Annotated in this window: 18 protein-coding genes; 7 read left to right on the forward strand and 11 right to left on the reverse strand. The window is 45.6% G+C overall.

Going from position 1 to position 22,552, the window contains the following annotated elements:
• Positions 1–32: 32 nt before the first annotated feature.
• Together RNZ41_RS02000 and RNZ41_RS02005 are read right to left on the reverse strand one after the other, a co-directional pair.
• Entirely contained in the window at positions 33–1,145 is a 1,113-nt protein-coding gene (locus RNZ41_RS02000; protein ID WP_144918009.1) for an HlyD family secretion protein, read from the reverse strand.
• A 145-nt stretch (positions 1,146–1,290) separates the two neighbouring features.
• Positions 1,291–2,943 (reverse strand): MFS transporter, encoded by a 1,653-nt coding sequence (locus RNZ41_RS02005; protein WP_201665716.1) that lies wholly within the window; start codon positions 2,941–2,943, stop codon positions 1,291–1,293.
• Positions 2,944–3,298: 355 nt separating this feature from the next.
• On the opposite strand from RNZ41_RS02005, the gene RNZ41_RS02010 reads away from it, so the two are divergent.
• The gene (locus tag RNZ41_RS02010) at positions 3,299–4,543 is read left to right on the forward strand and encodes an oxygenase MpaB family protein (protein ID WP_314027452.1); all 1,245 of its coding nucleotides are present in this window, start codon (positions 3,299–3,301) and stop codon (positions 4,541–4,543) included.
• Between the two features lie 111 nt (positions 4,544–4,654).
• On the opposite strand, the gene RNZ41_RS02015 is transcribed toward RNZ41_RS02010, so the two are convergent.
• Positions 4,655–6,097 (reverse strand): coniferyl aldehyde dehydrogenase, encoded by a 1,443-nt coding sequence (locus RNZ41_RS02015; protein ID WP_314027453.1) that lies wholly within the window; start codon positions 6,095–6,097, stop codon positions 4,655–4,657.
• A gap of 44 nt (positions 6,098–6,141) precedes the next feature.
• Complete coding sequence (locus tag RNZ41_RS02020) at positions 6,142–7,869, reverse strand: GMC oxidoreductase (RefSeq protein ID WP_314027454.1); 1,728 nt, start codon at positions 7,867–7,869, stop codon at positions 6,142–6,144.
• 252 nt (positions 7,870–8,121) lie between these two features.
• On the opposite strand from RNZ41_RS02020, the gene RNZ41_RS02025 reads away from it, so the two are divergent.
• Positions 8,122–8,781, forward strand: a complete 660-nt coding sequence (locus RNZ41_RS02025) for a TetR/AcrR family transcriptional regulator (protein ID WP_099808491.1) — start codon at positions 8,122–8,124, stop codon at positions 8,779–8,781.
• On the opposite strand, the gene RNZ41_RS02030 is transcribed toward RNZ41_RS02025, so the two are convergent.
• Positions 8,778–9,206, reverse strand: coding sequence for a DUF6691 family protein (locus RNZ41_RS02030; RefSeq protein ID WP_099808490.1), 429 nt, complete (start codon positions 9,204–9,206; stop codon positions 8,778–8,780). The genes RNZ41_RS02025 and RNZ41_RS02030 overlap by 4 nt on opposite strands.
• A 23-nt stretch (positions 9,207–9,229) precedes the next feature.
• Entirely contained in the window at positions 9,230–9,664 is a 435-nt protein-coding gene (locus tag RNZ41_RS02035; protein WP_314027455.1) for a YeeE/YedE family protein, read from the reverse strand.
• 211 nt (positions 9,665–9,875) lie between these two features.
• On the opposite strand from RNZ41_RS02035, the gene RNZ41_RS02040 reads away from it, so the two are divergent.
• The 4 genes from RNZ41_RS02040 (at position 9,876) to RNZ41_RS02055 (ending at position 13,967) form a co-directional block, all read left to right on the forward strand.
• Positions 9,876–10,187, forward strand: a complete 312-nt coding sequence (locus tag RNZ41_RS02040) for a YqfO family protein (RefSeq protein WP_099808488.1) — start codon at positions 9,876–9,878, stop codon at positions 10,185–10,187.
• A gap of 108 nt (positions 10,188–10,295) precedes the next feature.
• On the forward strand, positions 10,296–11,402 hold the full coding sequence (locus RNZ41_RS02045) for an RNA-guided endonuclease InsQ/TnpB family protein (RefSeq protein ID WP_138018522.1): 1,107 nt from the start codon (positions 10,296–10,298) through the stop codon (positions 11,400–11,402).
• 369 nt (positions 11,403–11,771) lie between these two features.
• Entirely contained in the window at positions 11,772–13,088 is a 1,317-nt protein-coding gene (hemL, locus tag RNZ41_RS02050) for a glutamate-1-semialdehyde 2,1-aminomutase (protein WP_314027456.1), read from the forward strand.
• 147 nt (positions 13,089–13,235) lie between these two features.
• Positions 13,236–13,967 (forward strand): RluA family pseudouridine synthase, encoded by a 732-nt coding sequence (locus RNZ41_RS02055; RefSeq protein ID WP_314027457.1) that lies wholly within the window; start codon positions 13,236–13,238, stop codon positions 13,965–13,967.
• 110 nt (positions 13,968–14,077) lie between these two features.
• Here the strand turns inward: RNZ41_RS02055 and RNZ41_RS02060 are convergent, their stop codons facing one another.
• The 4 genes from RNZ41_RS02060 to RNZ41_RS02075 form a co-directional block, all read right to left on the reverse strand.
• Positions 14,078–14,977 carry an alpha/beta hydrolase family protein gene (locus RNZ41_RS02060; protein ID WP_082168260.1) on the reverse strand — a complete coding sequence of 300 codons (900 nt, stop codon included), beginning with the start codon at positions 14,975–14,977 and terminating at the stop codon, positions 14,078–14,080.
• 217 nt (positions 14,978–15,194) lie between these two features.
• Positions 15,195–15,605 carry a hypothetical protein gene (locus RNZ41_RS02065; protein WP_314027458.1) on the reverse strand — a complete coding sequence of 137 codons (411 nt, stop codon included), beginning with the start codon at positions 15,603–15,605 and terminating at the stop codon, positions 15,195–15,197.
• 234 nt (positions 15,606–15,839) lie between these two features.
• Positions 15,840–16,730: a bifunctional DNA-formamidopyrimidine glycosylase/DNA-(apurinic or apyrimidinic site) lyase gene (gene mutM, locus RNZ41_RS02070; protein ID WP_314027459.1), complete on the reverse strand. Its 891-nt coding sequence runs from the start codon at positions 16,728–16,730 to the stop codon at positions 15,840–15,842.
• A 26-nt stretch (positions 16,731–16,756) separates the two neighbouring features.
• Positions 16,757–19,174, reverse strand: coding sequence for a RelA/SpoT family protein (locus RNZ41_RS02075; RefSeq protein ID WP_314027460.1), 2,418 nt, complete (start codon positions 19,172–19,174; stop codon positions 16,757–16,759).
• Positions 19,175–19,740: 566 nt separating this feature from the next.
• Here RNZ41_RS02075 and RNZ41_RS02080 point away from each other — a divergent pair.
• Complete coding sequence (locus RNZ41_RS02080; protein ID WP_314027804.1) at positions 19,741–20,925, forward strand: DUF1615 family protein; 1,185 nt, start codon at positions 19,741–19,743, stop codon at positions 20,923–20,925.
• Here RNZ41_RS02080 and rlmD read toward each other — a convergent pair.
• Positions 20,922–22,433: a 23S rRNA (uracil(1939)-C(5))-methyltransferase RlmD gene (gene rlmD / locus RNZ41_RS02085; protein WP_314027461.1), complete on the reverse strand. Its 1,512-nt coding sequence runs from the start codon at positions 22,431–22,433 to the stop codon at positions 20,922–20,924. The two genes, RNZ41_RS02080 and rlmD, sit on opposite strands and share 4 nt — an antisense overlap.
• Positions 22,434–22,552: the final 119 nt, after the last annotated feature.

Here is a 22,552-nt window from a genome sequence, read left to right on the forward strand (position 1 = left end):
TTGGTAGAGGAGAATAAAAAAGGGTTAATTTGCTAACTTGACGTATCTACTGTTGCCACTACCGACATGCCTGGCATCAATTCATTCAGACGACTTTGGTTGCCATCGATGTCGATGCGTACAGAAATGCGCTGTACCACTTTGGTAAAATTCCCGGTGGCATTGTCGGTTTTAATGACACTAAATTCTGACCCTGTTGCGGGGGAGATGCTTTTGACTACCCCCGTAAATTTTTGTTTGCCTAGGGCATCGACAGTAAACCACGCTTTTTGCCCGATTTTCATTTTATCAATTTGGGTTTCTTTAAAATTGGCAATGACCCACATCGATTTTGGAATGAGGTAAACCAACTGTGTGCCTTGCGTCACCAGCTGACCGGTACGGATATTGATTTGCCCTAATTTACCTGAGGTCGGGGCGGTGATTAAGCCATACTCTTGGTTGGTATTGGCTTGATTTAGCTGTGCATTGGCGCTTTTAATCTGTGCCACCAAACCAATTTTTGCCACTTCCGCGGTCTTTTGACCTTCGCGGGCGACATCGACACTGGCTATTGCTTGGCTCATCAGTGCTTCATTGTTTTTAACCGCCGCTTTGGCAGTATCGACTTCATTTTGTGACACGGCGCCAACGCCGACCAAGGATTCTAGTCGTTTTAGCTGTTGGATAGACAATTCTAGCTGGGTTTTAACTTGTGCTACTTTTGCCTGCGCGGCTTTGACATCGGCTTTGCGCTGCTCGATGATTTGTTGCTGGTTGGCTAAATTAGTCGTCGCTTGTTCCAACCCTGATTGCGCTTGTACCACTTGCTGTGAGTAGTTAGCACTGCTGACTTTAACCAACGGCTGACCTTGTTTGACGTCCTCAAAATCAGTGACGTAAACTTTTTCGATATAACCATTAATTTGTGCCGACAATAGGGTGATATTGCCTTTAACATAACTGTTTTCGGTTTGTTGCAGTGGCGTATTAAACGGACCCAAATGCCATGCCCATAAAATCACCCCAACACCGAGCAAAAAAACCACCAACATGATAATTAAGGTAATCGGTCTAGGGTTGATAATCTTTTCAGGCGCCTGTGTGGGTTTATTATCGCTGTCATCAGCTGGCGCATCATTTTGGGTTGTTGCTTCACTACTCATGAGTTGGGTTTTCCGTAAGCATTTTATTGATGATTAAATTTTATTGGTCATTCAATTTATCATTAAACTGTTATCTGAAAAAACAGTTATTTAAAAACAGTTATCTAATTGGGTCGCCTTGTTATACCCATCTAGCTTATCAAGTCTAAGTTTGCTTAATTGCTACTTTTTGCCGATTTTCAATGTATTTTTTGCGGGCGATATTAATCATACCCCAAGCAAATAAAAACGTGGCAATGTAACTGTTCACAGTAATGATATCGCCATACGCTTTAATCTGCGCTTCTCGCGTGACAATTTGGTTGAGGGATTGTTGGGCTTGTTGCTGCGACAAATTGCTGTCGGTGATGACGGGTTTAAACCCTGCTTGGTATTGTTGAAGGCGCTGGGTTACCGTGGCATCTGTCGATTGCATTTGCTGTAAAATACTTTGTTTATGATACTGGGTGCGCTGCTGTTGCAGGGTGCTATAAAAAGCCGAGCCTACCAACCCACCAAAGTTTTGGGTCGCCCCAAACAAGATGATAAAGGTGATGACATGATTGACGCTTTGTCGCAGCGTCAGCCCAAATCCCATCAATACCAATGGACCCATAAACAGTGAGCCTGCAAACGCGACTGCAAATTGACTGAGATAAAAATTTTGGGGTCGTACGTCACTGGTGAGCATATTGGCATCATACACACTGGCAATCGCTACGAGCAAAGTCGCCACCACCATTGGCGGAATCAAATGATCCCGTGAAAAGGTCAGTGCGCTGACTATCAAACCTGCCAACATACCAAAAAATATGACCGTATAAAAACCCACAAACTGGTCGGACGTTAGACCTTGGGATTTTAAAAAATTCACCACTGCGTAACTTTGCTCAGACATAATCAAACGCAGTAAAAAAGCACCGACCACAAAGCGCCATAACGCAAAACTCCCGAGCCAGCGGGTCATAATCAAAGGATTTTTGCGGTAATGCTCAAAGAAAAAGCCTGACATCAACAGCGCCAACGCGCCAATGAGCATATACGCCAATAAGGGTGAGTTTTTCCACCACAAAATCGACCCTTGTACTAGCACACCACACAGTAAACCAAAACCGGGCGCCAATAACAAAAAGGTGAGAATGTCTTTCTTTTCATACACTTCAATACGTAAACTTCGTGGCAACTTGACGGCGACCACCATCGCAAAACAACACAGCGCCAAACCAAACTCAAAGGTATAAAGCCGAGTCCAGTCGTTCACATTGACCAAATAAGGGGACATTATCCAAGCTAACGGAATCGCCAGCGCACTGACCCCAAAGCCAATATACAAACCTTGCAGGCGATACTGACTACTAAAGGCTTGCATCACATAATAAAGCCCGAGTGAGGATAACGGCGCCGCGACAAAGCCTCCCATCGCCCTGACCAGTAAAGCCATCGGGTAGTTTTGCACAAATATATGAATAAACATCACTAGCATAAACATCAGCAGCGATATTTCAGAAAACCAGCGTAACCCAAATTGTTGACGCGCTTTAAACAGTAGCAGGTTGGCGCTGACATTTGCCATCACATACACAGCAGGTATCCAAACCACTTGTGAGGGTGTCAGCGCATATTCGCCTTGGATTTGCGGTAAATTGGCGGTAATAATGCCATTGCCCAAGCCACCACAAATTGCAATAAAAACGCCGATGACAAAGTACACAATGCTTTTTGATCGAGAGTGAGCAATACTCGGCGGGGAACCGGGTAACGCGGGTTTTTCATCCTCGGTCCAATTGGGTGGCGTTTCTAAGATTCTAGGTGATTTCAAAGGGTAGCTCGATTTTGATACTGTTAAGACAAGAGAGGTTGGCTATAGTGTAATCAAAAATAGGCTTAGCGTCAGCGACAAAATAGTTCTATAAATGTGACATGATACATGTAAAATGGACTAGCGCTATGCTAGTCATCATTACCCAACTCTTCGTTATCCAACCAATCATTATTCCACAGGTCATTAAAACCCATCAGACAAGCTATGGTCAAATCCATCCAGTAAATATACCCAATCGATTAAGGGCGAACATCTTCAAACAAAAAAAATCAATTTTTTTGCTGCATAGATGTTTTTTAGTTGCCAAAATACGCTAGGCTATCTATTCATTCATTACTGATTTATCACTGCTATGAACCCGCTTTATCAAACCGATTTGCCGACACTGGGGCGCAATACTGACATTGACCACCATGCTGATTTACAAGTGTTGCAGCGTATCAAACGATTTTTATTGCCCCGTGATTTTGAGGTGTCAAAGGATTTATTGCAACAGATGCAGCAGGGGTACGGTATCGCAGATCAGCCTGTCGATACGCTGTTATCCAGCGGTATCAAATTTGCCAAACCTCTGCAGCAATTGATTTTGCATGAGCAAGGGATAGCGCAAACGAGTAACGTATCGGCAGCCAAAGCGTTATTGCAACAGCCAGCGTTTGAGACGCTTTATCAGCAGTTTTGCCAATATCCAAGTTGGTATGATGCCAAGCTTGCCGAGATTGGTGCAATTGCCTATCGGCGCTATCCGTTGATGCTGATTTGGTTACTGCGTAATGTCGCGCTAATGGCAGGGTATAGTATCCCTGCGCTGTCATTGCCACTCATCAAAACAGGGGCGTTAGTGCATGATGCACTGCCAAGGCTCATGCGAACCTATGCATATATTTTGGCAGTGTCTGAGTACCCAGCGATTAGCCGCAACCAGCAATCCACATTGGCAATCGGCACAGAAGGCTGGCGACAAAGTCTGCAAGTGCGTCAGATACACGGTCTGGTAAGACAACAATTATGCCGCCATGATTGGGACAGTGGCTACTGGGGGTTGCCCATTAACCAAACCGATATGGTGGCAACCCACTTGCAGTTTTCACTACTCATTATGCGCGGACTAAAATTACTGGGGGCAAGAATCAGCGCCGAAGAGTCCCAAGGCATTATGCACTTATGGCAACTGGCAAGTTGGTGGATGGGGATTGAGCTGGCGCGCATTCCTGAAGATGAAACCGAGGCGTGGGCATGGCTTTATAGCTATTTGGCAACCCAGCAATTAGATTTTGAATTTGGTAAACCTCTCGCCAAAGCGCTGCATGATTTACCCTCGCAAATTATGGGTGAAAACAACAGACGTGGACAGCTGGTTGAGCGGGTCAATGCCAGTGTCACACGGACTTTAGTGGGTGATGATATTGGTGATGGCTTGGGACTGCCTAGCCCAAAATGGCGCTATGGCGTGCTTGTCAGTGTGCCGATTCTGTTTGGGCTTGATACCGCACGAGCGCACAATGCGGCTATTGCCAAAAGATTGGCGCAATTTCGCGCCAAACGCCAAGATAACATGAACTGGTGGCTCAAAAAGCACGACAACTATTATCAATGAGCTAGCACGTACCAATGAGCTAGCTCATATGATGTTACCAATTTACAAGAGTGACAGTAACGGTTATCTAGGCAAGATTATCAATACAAGCTTCTCTAAGCATTGCAATCACTAGGCTTTTAATATCACCTTCATCATGTTCCAAAAGGTCTTGCCATACGGTGGTTGAAGCAAATGCGCGAAGTTAAGGTGACTTTGTTTAAACACCGCTTTTGGATGAGAGAAGGTGTCAAAGCTATATTTGCCGTGGTAACGCCCCATCCCCGATGCCCCGACACCGCCAAACGGCAGATTTTGCTGGGCAATGTGAAAAATCGTTTCGTTAATACAGGCGCCGCCACTCACCGTATGGGCGAGCACGTAGTCGGTGTCGGTTTTGTCCTCGCCAAACACATACAGCGCCAGTGGGCGGTCACGCTCATTCACATACGCCACCGCTTGCGCCAAGTCTTGGTAGGATACCAGTGGCAATACAGGGGCAAAAATCTCCTCTGTCAGCAACTTAGCATCGCTTGGTAAATCGGTGACAATTATCGGTGGGAAAAATCCAATCTCGATATTCACTTCATAATCGGTCAGTGGAATGATGGTGGCACCGCGCTGTTTGGCGTCATCAAGATAACCTTGCACGCGGCTGGCTTGTTTGGGGTTGATGATAAAGCTGTAGTCAGGGTTGTCTGCAAGATTGGGGTAGTGGGCGTCAAGCCATGCGGTTGATTGTTCGATAAAGGCGTGTTTTTTATCCGCCTGTATTAACACATAATCAGGCGCAATACAGGTTTGCCCTGCGTTCATGGTTTTGCCTGTCCATACGCGGTTGACAGTTTTTGCCACATCAGCGCTTGGCGTCACCACGACAGGGGACTTGCCGCCCAGCTCAAGGGTGACAGGGGTCAAATTGTGTGCAGCGGCTTTCATGATATGTTTGCCCACTGCGGTAGAGCCAGTAAAAAATAAATGGTCAAACGGTAAGCGGCTAAAGGCTTGCGCGACTTCGATATCCCCTGTAATCAAGGTCACTTCGTCTGCGGCAAAATACTTGGGTAACGCATCAGCCAGCCACTGCTCAAAGTTCGGTGACGCTTCTGAGACTTTGAGCATCGCACGATTGCCTGCGACCAATGCGGCAGCTAGCGGTGCAATCACCAAATACAACGGATAGTTCCAAGGTGCAATAATGCCTACGAGTCCTAATGGCTGCGGCTGGATATAGCTACGAGCGGGCAAAAACCAAATCCCAGTTTTGACGGGCTGTTTGGCAGACCAAGCCTTGCCATGCTTTTGTGTATAACGAATTGCTTCAAGCGTTGGGAATAGTTCAAGCATGGTGGTTTCAGCCGCTGGGCGCTGTCCAAAGTCGGCATGAATAGCGGTGATAATCTCGCTTTGGTTGTCCATCACCAGCTGTTCTAATTTTTTTAGCCGCGCACTACGAATTGACCAATCGACATATTGGTCTTGGCGGCTAGCCGTTCGCATGATGTCAAACTGCTGCTGCATGGCATTGATAGTTGCATCCGAATTAGTTGCATCTGAGTTGTCTTGAGGTGTCATGTATTATCCCAATCATTTAGTTAAATTTTAACTCAACATAGCAGTTAAGCCGGTATCTTGCTAGCATCTTTTTGAACCAGCGTCACGTTTTGCCTCGTGGTATCCGCACCATGCAGTAACTGGGTTGCTTTGTGTGGAATATGGCTCATGGCATGCTCTGTCAATGCTGTTATGGTGAGGCTTGGGTTGACGCCTAAGTTGGTCGAGATATTGCCGCCATCGCAGACATAAAACCCTTGATAATTAAACAATCGGTGGTACTTATCGACCACGCCATCTGCTGCAGAATTGCCCAGCGAAATCCCACCCATACAATGTGCGGTGGTCGGGATATTCAAAAATACTTCCGACAACACGCCATAACCAATTCCTCCCATTTGGGTTGCCATCTGCTCGGCAAACGCGCTGGCTTTTGGAATAAAGGCGGGGATGGCAGGTCCATGGGTTTGCATCTGGTAGCGACCACCCAACCAAGCCCGCCACCACGGGCTTTTTTGATAGCGCATTTCAAGCGCATAGGGCGTGCTTTGCATACATAGCAAGATAAGGCTTTGTTTTGCCATATTATGCGGTCGAAATGCACGCCACGCCTGACGGGGCTTGAGGATAAACTGCGCTATAAAACACCATAACCAAGCCAGTAGCGACATTTTTTTGCCGTTCTTATAATTGCTTAACGTCGCCAAAAATGACGCAATATTAAAACCTTCAGGATAGCGCGTCGCCTCAATGTGTGTGCCATCGCCCAAATAAATCCCAGAGCCGATAGCCACGCCATCACTCATGGCGCCATGTTGGTCATCCAAAAATCGCACCCCTAGCAAGGACTCAGCATTGGTATAGATACGCTTGCCAAGATAAGGGGAAATATGGGGCATATTGCCCTTATGGCGCTGCTCAAACAGCAGTTTTTGGCTACCGAGGCTGGACGCTGACAGTACAATCTGTTGGGTGGTGATTTGATACTCCCCTTTATCCGTCGATTGTAGCGTCACCCGATAGCCTTGCGAGCCGTTTTGATAGGCAGGGTCGCCAGGCGATTTGCTAGCATCAGCTATCGGTACTATATCCGTGACTTTGGTTTCAGCGAGCAGGGTAGCGCCATTTTTTTGGGCAAAATACAGATAGTTTTTATCTAGGGTATTTTTGGCACCATAACGGCAGCCCACCATACAGCCACCACAGCCTATACAGGGACTGCGCTTAGGACCTGCGCCGCCAAAATACGGGTCGCCATTGACAGGCGGATGAGCATACTTGTCATGGTCACTAAAGTAGGCGCCCACATCGGTAAGATAAAAACTATCGCCCACGCCACTTAAGTTTGCCATTTTTTGTAGCATCAAATCGGCGTTGCCGACTTTTTTGTTTTGGCTCACGCCTAGCATGCGTTTGGCGGTCTCATAATGTTGTGGCATCACCGCTTGCCAATCGTGAAGCCCTGCCCAGCTACCTTGTTGCCAAATTTTGTCTTCTGGCTGTAATAAGGTGTTGGCATAAGTGATTGAGCCACCGCCCACCGCGTTACCATGCAGCACCATGACATGCTTAAATAGCTGAAGCGAAAAAAAACCTTTGTACTTGAGCGCAGGCAACCACAAAAACTGCTTGATATCGCGCACGGTTTTGGGCATGGTCTCGGGCGATATATGCTTGCCTTGCTCCGCGATAATCACGCGATAGCCTTTTTCGGTCAGTCGCATCGCCGAGACGCTACCGCCAAAGCCTGAGCCTATAACCAAAAAATCCGTATCAAATGATTGACCTTTCATGTATCGCTTTCCCCTTATTTTCCTTAATAGTTGTCCTTATAGCTGACCTGCCGCGTGCTACTTTGTAGTGACTTTTTGGCTGTATCTGTTTTTGTATAACAGCGGTTTACTGCTGAACAGTTCAACCCGCTACCTGATTAGGGTATACTAATTTTTCAGCAGGCTGCTGCAACTGTGACATTTGGGTTCGTTTTGTTTTGATAAATTAAGTAAAGGCTTGAGTTGAAAGGATTAAGTTGAAAGGATTAACGTGTGCCAAAGCCAACCTTCACACCGCTTCCATCGCCCACAGGTACGAGTATTGAGTCGAGTTTGAGTGATTTTGGACAGCAGGCGCATATCATGGGTAATGCCAACACCGTGGTCAGACGTTCGCTCGCTATAGCGCTGCTAAAATTTATGGAATCCACCCCATTTGCCGATATCAGCGTCACCGAGCTGACCCAAAAGGCGGGCGTGAGTCGCATGGGGTATTACCGCAATTACGATAGTAAGCTTGCGCTACTCAAAGACTATTTGGCGCAGATTGAGCATGATTTTCCTTTTATCGACTTGGCGGCGGCAAGCGAGTCCGAGTTTTATGCGTTTTTGGTACGCGTGTTTGACTATCTGAGCAAGTTTGAGTTATCAACCAAGATTTTGCTCAATCAAGGCTTTGAAGGGCTTATTTTAGACACCCTCCTTAACAGCAAAATTTTTATCGAATATCGCAAAAAGCAGGCATTGACTTGCCAAGCTATGACCGCGACACAGGATAAAAGCGGGGAGTACAATCTGGTATTTGCCTCAGGGATGCTGTATCACACCTATATTCATTGGGTACGGCAAGGGCAAACAGAAACGCCACAGCAACTAGCAAGCTGGCTCATGGCGGGTGGGTTTTATCGGTTATTTCACCCTGCTGATGACTAATCTGATTGGGTTTTATCAAACGCTATCACCATCCCCATACCCACTAGCATCGCGACAAAAAACACCACCCCTTGCCAAATGCCCATGCCCATGAGTACCACCGCAGGGGCAGGGCAGATACCAGCGATGCCCCAACCAACCCCAAATATCATCGACCCAATCGCCAAGCGCTTGTCAATACCGCGGCGAATCGGTGGAAACGGTGCACCCGATAGACTGGTCTTTTTTAAGCGACTTAAGTTAAAACCGATGGTCGCGACAATGAGCGCGCCAACCATCACAAACATCAACGCAGGATTCCAATCGCCTGCTAGGTCAAGAAAGCTTTGCACGGTTTTTGGGTTTGCCATATCACTGACAATCAAACCCGTACCAAAAACCAACCCACAGATAGCACTAATCAATAACACAATTTCTTTTCGCATGATATATGCCCCTAACGTCTCAATTAAATCAATGACAACAAATGACGACCGATAAACACCGTCACAAACCCTGCGGACATAAAGACAATGGTTGCCAGCAGTGAGCGCGGTGAAAAACGTGCATTGCCACAAATACCATGACCGCTGGTACACCCTGAGCCCATCCGCGTACCCACACCGACCAATAACCCTGCGATGACATACAGCCAAGGCGATGATGATACCGTGATGGTTGGCAAGCTACAGAACATAGCAAACACCCAAGGCGATACCAACAAGCCCACAAAAAACGCCAATTGCCAAGCAAAATCGGGTGAGTTTGGCTGCCAGAGACTGGCAACAATGCCACTGATGCCAGCAATCTTGGCAATACTCCACCAAAGCATAACCGCAGAGAGCCCAATCAACATACCACCCAGCAATGGATGACTATAATCTGCAATAGAAAATAACAACATACGCCACCTAAGCATTTCACAATAATATATATTATACAATATTGTATAATATATAGCGCGTTTAAGGGTGAATTTTTTTAAAACGGGAGAATAATCAACGAAAAACCGACAACCAACGCGCTTTTTGCAAAAAAACTATGTTAGATTAAAGCTAGATTAAAATAAATACAAAACCATGATGATAGGGTTTAACAGTTTAATAAGGTAACCCATGTATAAACTTACCACATATATACCGACCGATTATCTAGAGGCTGTAAAGCAAGCCTTGTTTGACGCAGGGGCAGGGCAGATTGGCAATTATCAGTATTGCTGTTGGCAGGTGTTGGGCACAGGACAGTTTATGCCATTGGCAGGCAATCAAGCCTTTATTGGTACGACCAATCAATTACAAACAATCGAAGAATGGCGAGTCGAGATGGTGGTTGTAGATGAGCGCATCAAAGCGGTTGTGCAAGCCTTAAAACAGGCACACCCGTATGAAACGCCCGCTTATGATGTGCTAAAGCTTGAAGATATTTAGTCATCCAGTTTATCATCCGTTGCCGTAAAACCACCGACTTTAGGCGGTGGATATAAGGCAACTTGTACACTATAACGCTTGCATAAATTTTGCTAAAATAAAATTTGCATGAAAACACTCAAGTTACGCATACGAGACAAACATACTGATAAACTCAACCGCCTAAGCGGTTCGGTCAATTTCGTATGGAACTATGTCAATGCGTTAAGCTACGAGCATCTTAAGCGTACTGGCAAATTCTTTAGTGCGTATGATTTAAACGAATACACCAAAGGTAGCGGTGAATTACTGGGGTTACACTCGCAAACCATTCAAGCCATCAACGAAACCCACGCCAAAGCTAGAAAACAATTCAAAAAAGCTAAATTATCATGGCGAACCAACAACCCAAATTCAAAACGTAAATCATTAGGCTGGCTACCATTTAAACAATCCGCCATCAAACACATCGCCACACACCAAACAGGTAAAAAGGGCTTAAAATCCACCTTGCAACTAAGCCTAGCCAAAGGACAAAAGCTGGTCATCGACCTATGGGACAGCTACAACCTATCGCTATATCAAATTAACACACTAGAAATCGTCCAAGACAGCCGTAACCGTTGGTATGCCTGTATCACAGTTAAAGACTATCCCAAACAATCATGCGGTACAGGTAGTGTAGGTATTGACTTAGGGCTTAAAGACAGTGCCACCGCCTCAAACGGTGACAAGCTAACCATTAAGCAAACGCTAAAATATGCAAAACAATTAGCTATAGCCCAACGCTCAAACAACAAAAAACGTATCAAGGCTATCCATGCCAAAATCAAAAACACAAGGCAAGACCTGATACACAAATTCACCACCCAATTAGTCAAAGATAATGCGCTAATCGTGGTGGGTGATATTCAGAGTAATCAATTTAATAGTAAAAAAGGCAAACTCGCCAAATCGGTTTACGATGCAGGCTGGTTTGAACTGAAACGACAACTGACCTACAAATGCGAGAACGCAGGTTGCCGTTTTGAAATCGTGAATGAGAGATACACGACCCAGCGATGTTCGTGTTGCGGTGAAATCACCGCCAATAGTCCGAAAGGTAGAAAATCGCTTGGAATAAGAGAATGGATATGTGCTTCGTGTGGCACATGGCATGATAGAGATATCAATGCCAGTCGGAACATTCTTGCGGTCGGGCTTGACCGTCTTGTAGAAGGAATCCCCTTGCTTTAGCAAGGGGAGGAAGTCAAATGAAAAAGGCGAATATAACGAATTGGCAGTACCCAATATCTCGTTTAAAGCCCACAAATAATTGCCCAGTAAAATAATGGGTCAAAAACCGCAAAACAACAACCCCAGTGCACGGCATTGGGGTTTTTTAGCGTTAAAAATAGTGCTCACTTGGTCACTACCATTGAGGCAAAAAAGTAGGGACATATCAAAAAAGCCAAAACCACATTTTTTATCAACGAGCCCTATTTTTCGTCAGCCAAAGTCAAGCCAGCCAAATTCAAGCCAGCTAAATTCAAGATAGACGGCAAGCGTATTCAATACCCCCGAATTTTGTTAAAATAGGCAAAAATTTATCCAGCTGAGAGCCCCATGAATTCAAATAACTCAAACAACTCGACAACCAACCAATTACTGTTTAGACAAGCCAAAGCCCATATCCCTGGCGGTGTAAATTCACCTGTGCGGGCGTTTGCAGGCGTGGGGGGGACGCCTGTCTTTATTAGCCGTGCCCGTGGCAGCAAAATGTATGATACCGAAGGCAAACCCTATATAGATTATGTCGGCTCATGGGGACCAATGATTTTGGGTCATGCGCACCCCCATATTATCGAAGCGGTCAAAAATGCGGCAGATGACGGGTTAAGCTTTGGCGCTCCCACCACGTTTGAGACCACAGTGGCTGACAAAATCTGCGAATTGATTCCCAGTGTTGAATTAATTCGTATGACCAGCTCAGGTACTGAAGCCACCATGTCCGCGATTCGTCTAGCACGTGGCTATACAGGGCGCGACAAAATTGTCAAATTTGAAGGCTGTTATCACGGTCATAGCGACAGTCTACTGGTCAAAGCAGGTTCGGGCATGCTAGATATCGGTGAACCCAGCTCAAAAGGGGTTCCTGCTGATTTTGCCAAACACACCCTCACGATTCGTTACAACGACCCGCAAGCCATCAAAGACTGCTTTGCGCAATTTGGCAATGACATCGCTTGTGTGATTGTCGAGCCTATCGCCGGCAACATGAACATGATTGTACCCACGCAAGAATTTCATGATATCTTGCGTGCTGAGTGTACCGCGCATGGCGCTGTGCTAATTTTTGATGAAGTGATGACTGGGTTTAGGGTTGGCTTACAGTCAGCGCAAGCCTATTTTGGCATCACACCTGACTTAACTACGTTTGGTAAAATTATCGGTGCAGGTCTGCCAGTTGGGGCGTTTGGTGGTAAACGTAAGATTATGGAATGTATCGCGCCGTTAGGCGGTGTGTATCAAGCAGGCACCTTATCGGGCAATCCACTGGCAATGCGTGCCGGTATTGCCATGTTTGATTTGCTCACGGCTGAAGGTTTTTATGAAGCATTAAGCGAAAAAGTCGTTTACTTGACTGATAATCTTGAACAGTTGGCGAAGGAGGCGGGTATTGGCTTTAAAACCACGCGCTGTGGCGGTATGTTTGGGATGTTTTTTACTGATAGCGATACATTGCCACAAAACTTTGAAGAGGTGTGCCAATGCGATGCGCAAAAATTTGCGACCTTCTTCCACGGTATGCTCGATCGCGGTGTGTATCTTGCGCCATCCGCCTTTGAGGCAGCCTTTATGAGTAGTGAGCATTCACAAGAAGATTTGGATGCGACCTTGCAAGCGGCAAAAGAAGTCTTTGCGATAATGGCGAAAGCGTAACGGTTGTACATAAAAAATCTGCCAAAGGATTTTTAATTGCGTTTGGACGGTTGCCTTTGGTGAAGTTTGCCAAAGGTCAGAGCGCAAATAGTGATTTAAAGACTATCAATTTTCAATCAAATAGATTTTAGAGAATAAAAACCACCCATGCGACAACTCCCCCAAGCGTTAACCCCAGAATCTATTGCACAGCGTAATCTTGAAGAAAGTCAGCAGCCGCAACACTTTTTTGATGAGTTTGCCAAATCTGTTACCCTCTATCGTGATGACGACATTTGGGTCATCGACAAACCGCACGGGCTGTTATCAGTCGATGGTAAAGAATTAAAAGTCAGCCTACAATCGCGCCTGCTAAAAGCCGACCCCAACGTCAAACTTATTCACAGACTTGATATGGACACCTCAGGGATTATCATTTTTGCGCGTCATAGCGAGGCGCAAAGCCATATCAGCAAACAATTTATCGACCGTATTCCGAGCAAAGAATACCAAGCGCTGGTCTGGGGAACGCCACCGCAGCAAGGCGAAATCGATGTGCCCGTACGCTACGATCCACCTCAAAAACCCAAGCATATTGTCGATATGAATTGGGATAAACGCGCCTATACGAAATATGAAACCTTGCACCACGAACTGCGTGAGGGTAAGGCAGTTAGCCGTGTCGCCTTGTATCCTGTCACAGGGCGCAGTCATCAACTACGCGTTCATATGCTGCATATCGGGCATGTAATGCTTGGCGACCCCATCTACGCGCAAGATGTATTGGACGGTCAAGCGTTTGATTTATCGCCTAGGCTTTGCTTACATGCACGCAAATTGCGTTTAAAGCATCCCAATACGGGTGTATGGATGGAATGGGAAAGCCCCGTGCCGTTTTAACCGCGTGGGTTATTAGCAATCTATCTTTGAAAATGATAGGGTTTAAAGTGCTGTTTTCATCCGACTGTTAGCAGCAAACAAGGGGCATAATCACCATGCCCCTTGTTTAATTACCCATGTTGGTGCAACCAATCCAGGGTTTGCTGCCAGAGCAGTTGGTTTTGTCGGCTAAAGAACTTCATATGACCGATATGCTGTAAGCCATAATCTTTGGGTTTTAGCGTTCGGGTGGTGGCTTGCATGTTGGGAAACACCCGAATCATATCGGCGACATTCTTATCATTGGCGATATCATCATCGGGCGCATTCACCCACATAGCAGGCAAGTTAACCTCATTGTAATAGTGGGTTTTCACTGTTTTACCAAAAGCGGTTTTGATATAGCCTGCGCCATTGCACCAATCTCGACACTGTTTGGCGACATTTTTGGGCAAATCTTCGCCCATGCCAATTTTGCTTGATTGGGTATAGCCAAACAACACATTGGACACGGGAATAAATACATCCATAAACCACATGGCTTTGGCACGATACGGCATCGCCATATTGCGGATTTGCCCAGACGAACAGGCAACGTTAAACACGGATGTGAACTTGTGATGATTGGGCATCAAACCAAATAATAGACCGCCCGCGCTATGACCGACCAGATGATAGGTGGTATTGGGAAACTCTTGAATCAGCCTATCAAGCACCGCAGTCATATCGTAGCGCCCCCAACTAATCAGTGACGCATTAGAGTGCTTGAGGTCGCCTTGCATCGACTCGCCAATATCTTCATTGTCATAGCTGATGACGCCATAGCCATGCTCCATCAAATACTGCGCAAAATTTTGATAAAACTGCCGTTTGATGCCTGTTGCCGGCGCAATCATCACTGCTGCTTTAACCGTATCAGGACGAAACACCGTCGCCGCCAGTGTGGCAGGGTGTTTGGTGGCTATTTGAATGGTTTGCTGCGTAGGGTGTGAGGCTAAGGCTGACGGTGTTTTTAGCGTTAGATTTGACATGACGGTTATCTTCCTTGGTAATCAACTTTTTATACAAGCTTATACGAGCGCTTTTTATACGAGCAGTAAGCCAAATTTTGACAAATGATGAGCAGACTCGTTTAAAAGCGACTATAGCAAACAATTTATGGGTGCAAAAAAGTTATCATGAACATAACAGTCATAAAAAAAGCAATCAGCGGCGGCCAATTGCTTGCTTAAATCGTTGACGAAAAAACTAAGGGGTTTTAACGACAACTTTTTGGTTGGTGTCGATTAAAATCTCAGAAGGTCCATCAACGGTGACGCGCACTTGGTTATTATTAGGGCGCTGTGAGCGAAAATATTGGTCTTCAGCAGGGGTACAGCCCAAGCAGCGGTCGAGCGCCGCGAGTGGCTCAAGAATCAGCTTGCGTTCTACCTGATCGATTTCATCGTTATAGATGGTAAATGGCATACTGGCAATTGCTGTCACCACGCCGCCCACCACTGCCAATGCGCCCAATGGCTTACCCACAATGGTATCAGCGACCATAGAGCCATAGGTTGGACCAAAATCTTCTTCATCAATTTCGGTAGCGGCAAAGCTGCAAGTCATCGTTGCAACCATCAAGGCTACGGCTGACGCAATTGTATTTAATAGTTTCATAGCAGGTTCCTAACTGGCAGCAAGCCCCCATTAACGAGGTAACTAGCTAACTAACTAAATGAATAAATAATTAGGCAACTAGATAACCAAATAACTGGGGTCGACTGACAGGTTGTACCTAACAAGTTTTGCTAGGTTGTTGCTGAATAGTTCATGAACATTACATCAATTTTGCCAAGAATTATCAAGTAAAATTGTCTTTGCCGCAGGTTTTTTTACGTTAATGGAGAGCGGTTATTTCTTAAGCAGTTTTTTGAGGGGGTTTTTCACTGTTTTTTTGTGGGTTATCAGCGGCTGGCAAGTGGGACAGAACGTGCTCGCCCGCTGATTGATTTTGACATTTTCGATGGTAGTGCCACAGCTCGGACAATCACCGCCTTTATGCCCATACACCAGTAACGTCTGCTGAAAATACCCCGTTTGTCCATCGGCTACGGTAAAATCTTTTAACGTTGAGCCGCCTTTTTCAATCGATGTTTGTAGGACTTGTCGAATATGGGCTACTAAGGTGGTCAGCTGTTCATGGCTGATGAGATGGGCAGGGGTCAACGGATGAATTTTTGATAAAAATAGGCTTTCGGTTGCATAGATATTACCCACACCGACCACAATCTCTTGCGCCATAATCACCGATTTGATGGGGCGTTCTATCAGTTTTTTGCGATTGTGGATATGGTGATATAGATAGTCAGCGCTAAAGTCTTCTGACAATGGCTCTACACCCAAATGAGTAATCAGCTTGTCTTCATAGTCCTCTAACCACAGTAACATACCAAACCGCCGTGGGTCATGATAATGCAGTTGGGTGAGTTTTTTGCCCTTATTAAACGTCAAAATCACATGATCGTGTTTACGCTTGTCAAACCCCACAGGATGCTGCTGTAAGCTACCCGACATCCCCAAGTGGATGAGCAGTTTTTTTTGCGCCGCGCCGCCTTTAAAGGTGAGAATCAGATATTTGGCTCGGCGCTCAATGTCGATAAGTTGATAATCTATCAAACTTACCAAGTCATCAGGCACCGCCCAGCGCAATTTGGGTTGAAAGACGCTAACTTTTTCAACGGTTTGATTGAGCAAAGGTTGCAGACTCGTCGCGGTCGTCTGCACTTCGGGCAATTCTGGCATGTGCCGTGTGACTCCTATTTAAAGTATTAAGACTTGTTGTTATTGACGATACGACGCGCCAAGATAATACCATGTTGCTGCTCTAGTTTTGCCAAAAGCTTGGACAACTGACTTAGCCCCGTCACTTCTATGGTAAAATTTAACCGCGCGATATCATCATCCCCGCTTAGGGTGTCGACTTGGCGGATATTGACATTTTCTTGGTCGATGATTTGGGTCAGGTCTTTGAGTAAGCCCCGCCTGTCATACGATTCAAGGTATATTTGTACCAATTGGCTTTTGCCTTTATTGCCATACCAAGCAGCACTAATGGCGCGTTCAGGCTCACGCTCCACTAGTCGCTCATATTCGACGCAATCACTGCGGTGGACGGATACGCCATTGGACTGGGTAATGTACCCTGCAATTGGCTCACCTTGCACGGGCGAGCAGCAATTTGCCAAGTGAATAGCAATGTTATCCAAGCCATCGACTTCGATTTTATATGCATCCAGCTTGCCTGTGGCTTTGGGGTGAATACTGGGGATAAGCTCAGTCTCAGTGACTTCGGGTTCTAAATCTAGATGACGACTGATATGACCGGTCAAATTATGCAATTCAACGTTGCCATTGACTAGCCCTACCAAAATATCATCACTGTTTTTGGCATTGAAAAATTTGACGTAGTCATTTAAATCGATACTGTTAGGGTGTACCGACATGCGCGCCAATTCTTTGGTTAATATGTGCTTACCTGTTTCGATATTTTTATCACGGTCTTGCTTATTAAACCATTGGCGCAGTTTGCTGCGAGCGCGACTGGTATTGATATAACCTAAGGATGCCACGAGCCAATCACGGTTTGGCTCGCGTGATTGCTTGGTAATAATCTCAACTTGCTCGCCTGTTTTGAGCTGATAGGTGAGCGGTACATAGCGTTTATTGACGCGAGCGGCTTGGGCGCGATTGCCGACATGGGTATGCACATGATAAGCAAAATCAAGTACGGTTGAGCCTTTGGGCAATTCGATGATATCGCCATCACGACTAAACACATAAATCCGCTCAAATTCACCAAAATCAACGACTTGTTCTTCTTCATCGAGCTCGCCTTGCTCATGCTCAACATGTTTATCTAATACAAATTTTAACGGGTCATGATTGTCAGCATTTTCTTGATTGAGTAATAACTGACGCAGTGAGCTAATTTTTTTGGTCAGATAGTCGTCTTTTTTGTTTTTGGTGCCTTCTTTGTAGTTGACGTGTGCACACATGCCAAGTTCAGCTTCATAGTGCATGTCAAAGGTACGAATCTGTACTTCCAGCGATTTGTTCTCAGCAATCACCGCGGTATGTAGCGAGCGATAGCCATTGGTTTTTGGGTTGGTGATATAGTCATCAAACTGTTCGGGGATATAACGCCACAAACCATGCACCAGCCCCAGTACGTGATAACAATCGGCATTGTTATGCACCAGTACCCGCAGTGCGCGGATGTCATATAACTGGTCAAACGACAGTGATTTGAGTTTCATCTTACGATAAATCGAGTAGATGTGTTTGACACGACCGGTGATTTCCCCGTCAATCCCTTGGGCAGCTAACGCCTCGCGCAGTTGTTGGGCAACCCGGTCAATATAGGTTTCGCGCTCGCTACGTTTTTCGGAGAGTAATTTGGCGATTTCTTTGTAGCGGTCAGGCGCAAGATAACGAAATGATAAGTCCTCAAGCTCCCATTTAAGCTGGGCAATACCCATACGATGCGCTAGCGGCGCGTAGATTGTCATGACCTCACGGGCGACCCGTTGCTGACGCTCAGGACTAGCATACGACAGCTCTCGCATCGCAAAAGTACGCTCAGCCAATTTGATTAACACCACGCGCACATCGTTGGTCATTGAGATGAGCATGTTATAAATGCCCGATAACTGCTCGCGCTGGTTGTTGTTAAAGTGGTCTTCTAAGCGCTTGTTGTTCTCTATCAAATCGGACAGTCGCCCCAGCGCTAGGGTTTCTTTAACCAGCTCTGCGACTTCATCGCCAAAGGTGGCTTGGATTTGTTTGGGGGTAAAAATTTGGATACGCGCAGCACGGTATAACATCGCAGCAACGAGTGTATCTTCATCTTGGTACAGATAACCCAAAATATCCGCAATCCCAATCCCAGTCAAAAACGCATTAGAGCGGTTGCTTTCGGTACTTAAATCTTGATTTTTGAGTAGTTGACAGGCTTTGGTCAGCTCAGGCAGCTCAGTGAGATGAGCGCGTTTTGCCATCGATGCCAGCCAAGCTTCGGTATCAATGGTATGCTCATCGATGATGTGGCTGGCAGGCTCAGAGACAATGGGCAAGTCAGTATGGGTGAAATGACGCTGGCTGGCAGTGATACTCGCAATCATCGTGGTACTATCATGATCAACGTCTTTTCCATCCAATAGCGGCAAACTTTCTCGTATTTTTACCATGTCAATTCTACACCTTACTTACCAGATTTCCTCAAAGAGCAAAAAAACTAACCTTGTTCGTTTAAAATTATCAACTCACTTTCCCTGTGAATTTTTGTGTGATTAAGTTTGATTCGATACTGCGCTAGCAATAATAAAATATGACAGAGTAGTCGCTATAGCAGCGCGTTTTAGCTATGATAGTGCGTTGGTTTTGGGCGTGTTAGGCCTTAAAATAAATGTTAAACGTTAAAATAAAGTAAATGCCATAGTCACTTTATATATCTTAACCGTTTTATATATTTTAACCGTTTTGGGGTGCCCGTGTTTAGCCATTTAACACTAACTTTATTACGCTTACTCATGTGTTAATTTTTTAAGATGTGTCTATTAGCAAACAATTGCAAGTCAATACGTCGATAAAATTTTTGTATCACTCAAATGAGTGTTAGGCAACGACCCAATCAGCGATTTGAGCGAATCTCAATCCAAATTAAGATAAACTATCTTGTTCAGTATAGGTGAGTTTAATGAAATTACCATCTCATTTTGTTACAAATGCGACTACTATAGCGTCAGATTTTACCATGACCCGCTCAAAAAGCCTTGCGAACTTTGGTAAAACCCTGTCAATGTTGGCGATAACGCTGACTTTATCGCTTGGATTGACAGGGTGTGAGTATTTTCAAACGCAAACCGAGGCTAACTCGCCCATTGGTGCCAAACAAATTGCCAAACTGATTCCCAAACGTGGACAAGATAGCAAAAGCTGGGCACAAGACATCAACCAAATTTTTGATACCTTAAAAATAGAAAAAAATGCGCAAAATATTTGTACCGCTGTCGCCATTATCGACCAAGAGTCTAATTTTAAAGCCAATCCGCCCGTCGCGAATTTAGGGCAATCAAGCCTAAAAGCGATGAATGAGGAGTTGGAAGAAAAATTGGGCTCAACGCTAGCCCCATATTTTCGCACCATGCTAAAAACTGAGCCAACGCCTGACAACAGCTTTGAAAAACAAATCGCTAAAGTCAAAACCGAAGAAGAACTTGACGACATTTATCATCAGATGTTTGCGTATTTTTCAAGCAAATATTATGCCAGCAAGCTGAACAGCGTCACCAAACTGGTAGGTGGGGATATCGAAGAAAAATTAGACCCGATTACCACCTTAGGCTCAATGCAGGTGCAAGTGAGTTATGCGCGTGACCATCGCCGTATGAGTGGCAATAACCTTGAACTGCGTAAAGACCTATATAGCCAATATGGCGGATTGTACTATGGTATCCATCGCTTACTACTGTATAAAGCCAATTATCAAGACTCGATTTATCGCTTCGCTGACTACAACTCAGGGATGTATTCAAGCCGTAATGCCGCTTTCCAAAAAATGCTAAAAGAGTTATCCAAAGCCGAAATAGACTATGATGGTGATTTATTGATTTATGAAAAAGGCAATAAAATCAGTGCTAACATCAGCCAAAGTGAGCAGGCGCTGATATCGATGATACAACAAGGCATGATTAGCCTGACGGAGCGACAAGTGCGTATGGACTTGGCAAAAGAAAAAAGCCAAGATTTTGAAAATACCGAAACCTATCGCACCATTGGTAGTCTTTATAAAATGAAAACTGGCAAAAATGCCCTTGCCGCCATCATGCCACAGGTGGTCATCTCTGGGGCAAAACTCAGCCGCGATTACAATACCAAATGGTACGCTGATAAAGTCAACGTACGCTATATGAATTGTATGAATAAAGCCAAATTTTAGCGTTTCTCAAATCTTGCAATGCTTTCCACATGCCCTGTGTGACAGAACATATCCATCACCCCCGCATGGGTGAGCTTGTAGCCTTTGTCAAGTAGCACGGCGGTATCGCGGGCAAGCGTTATCGGATTGCACGACACATAGACGATGCGTTTGGCATTGAATTTATCCAGATACTGCATCACTTCTAAAGCGCCTGAGCGGGGTGGGTCAATCAGCAGCGCATCGACTTGCCCAACCCAAGGCTCACTCGAGAAATCTTTGGTCAAATCTTGGGCAAAAAAGTCGGTATGGTGCAAGCCGTTGGCGGTGGCATTCATTTTGGCGCGCTGTGTCATCTCACTGCTGCCTTCCACCCCAATCACAAAGCCCGTATCACCCACTTGACGCGCCAGTGGCAGACTAAAATTGCCCAAGCCGCAAAACAAATCAAGCACTCGCTCGCCTGGCTGCAACGCTAATAAATCAATTGCCAGCTTGGTCATTTTACGATTGACTGACAAATTGACTTGGGTAAAATCCAGTGGCGAGAATTCAAACGTCACATCAAACTCGGGTAATCTATAAAACAAACCGCCCGTCGGTGGCACAGTCAGGCTTGATGGGCGCGCATGGGCAGTATTTTCATACAATGGGTCAATACGATGTACCGTGTCGCTACCTTTGGGCTGTAACAATAACTGCCAGTTACGCTCGGCAAAAAAAGCTTGCAGTTTTGCGATATCATCCTCACCCAAATCCACCATGTGACGGACAATAACGGCAATGGATTTTTTGCTATCGATAACATCCTCAAGCGTTTCACCCATCGCTAACTCAAGCTGTGGAATATGGTCACGGGCGTCAAGCGAACTGATGAGCGCTTTTAAGTTCTCAATTTCAAAGCCGACACGCGGGTCAAGCACATGGCATTCATTTAAATTTGCCAAAAAATTGCTAGCGCGCTCACGAAAACCGACCAACGCCGTGCCTTTTTTCTCGACATAGCGCACGCCCATCCGTGCCTTGGTGCGGTAGCCCAAACGGTCAGCAACCAATGGGGGAAGCCAGTGTTCAGGCTGGATATGGGCTTGGTGCTCGAGCAGCTCTGCCAGTACCGATTGTTTAAATTGAATCTGCCCATCGGGTTGCCAGTGCTGTAAGCTACAGCCACCACACACCCCAAAATGCGGGCAAGGTGGGGTCGTGCGTTCAGGGTTTGGGTTTGCCAGTACGAGAGCCGCGTCCCCTTCTTCCATGCTTTTACGTGAGCCTGTGATTTTGACGCTCACGGTCTCGTTGGGCAGCGCAAAGCTAACGAATACTTTTTTGCCATGTTTATCGAGGTGATGGTCGGGCTGGTCACCGTAACTTGCCACGCCACGTCCATCATGAGCAAGGTTGGTCACTGTTAGGGTAACGGGTGGGGCGTCTTGCAAACGTTTACGCACCCGCGCGGTGGGTTTGATTTTTTTGCTTGGGTTTTTGGTGAGTTGGTTAGACTGGGTTTGGTCAGCGGTAGCGTTTGGCATTTATTAAAAAACCTATTTAATCGAGGGTCAGTGTAAATATTTATTACAAAATTCATCAAAATTTTGTGGTTATGATAGCTTAAAATGGATTTTTTTTATATCAATACCTGACTTTACTT

This window comes from Moraxella sp. DOX410 (genome assembly GCF_032248735.1).
GTDB classification, from domain to species: Bacteria; Pseudomonadota; Gammaproteobacteria; order Pseudomonadales; family Moraxellaceae; genus Faucicola; species Faucicola tetraodonis.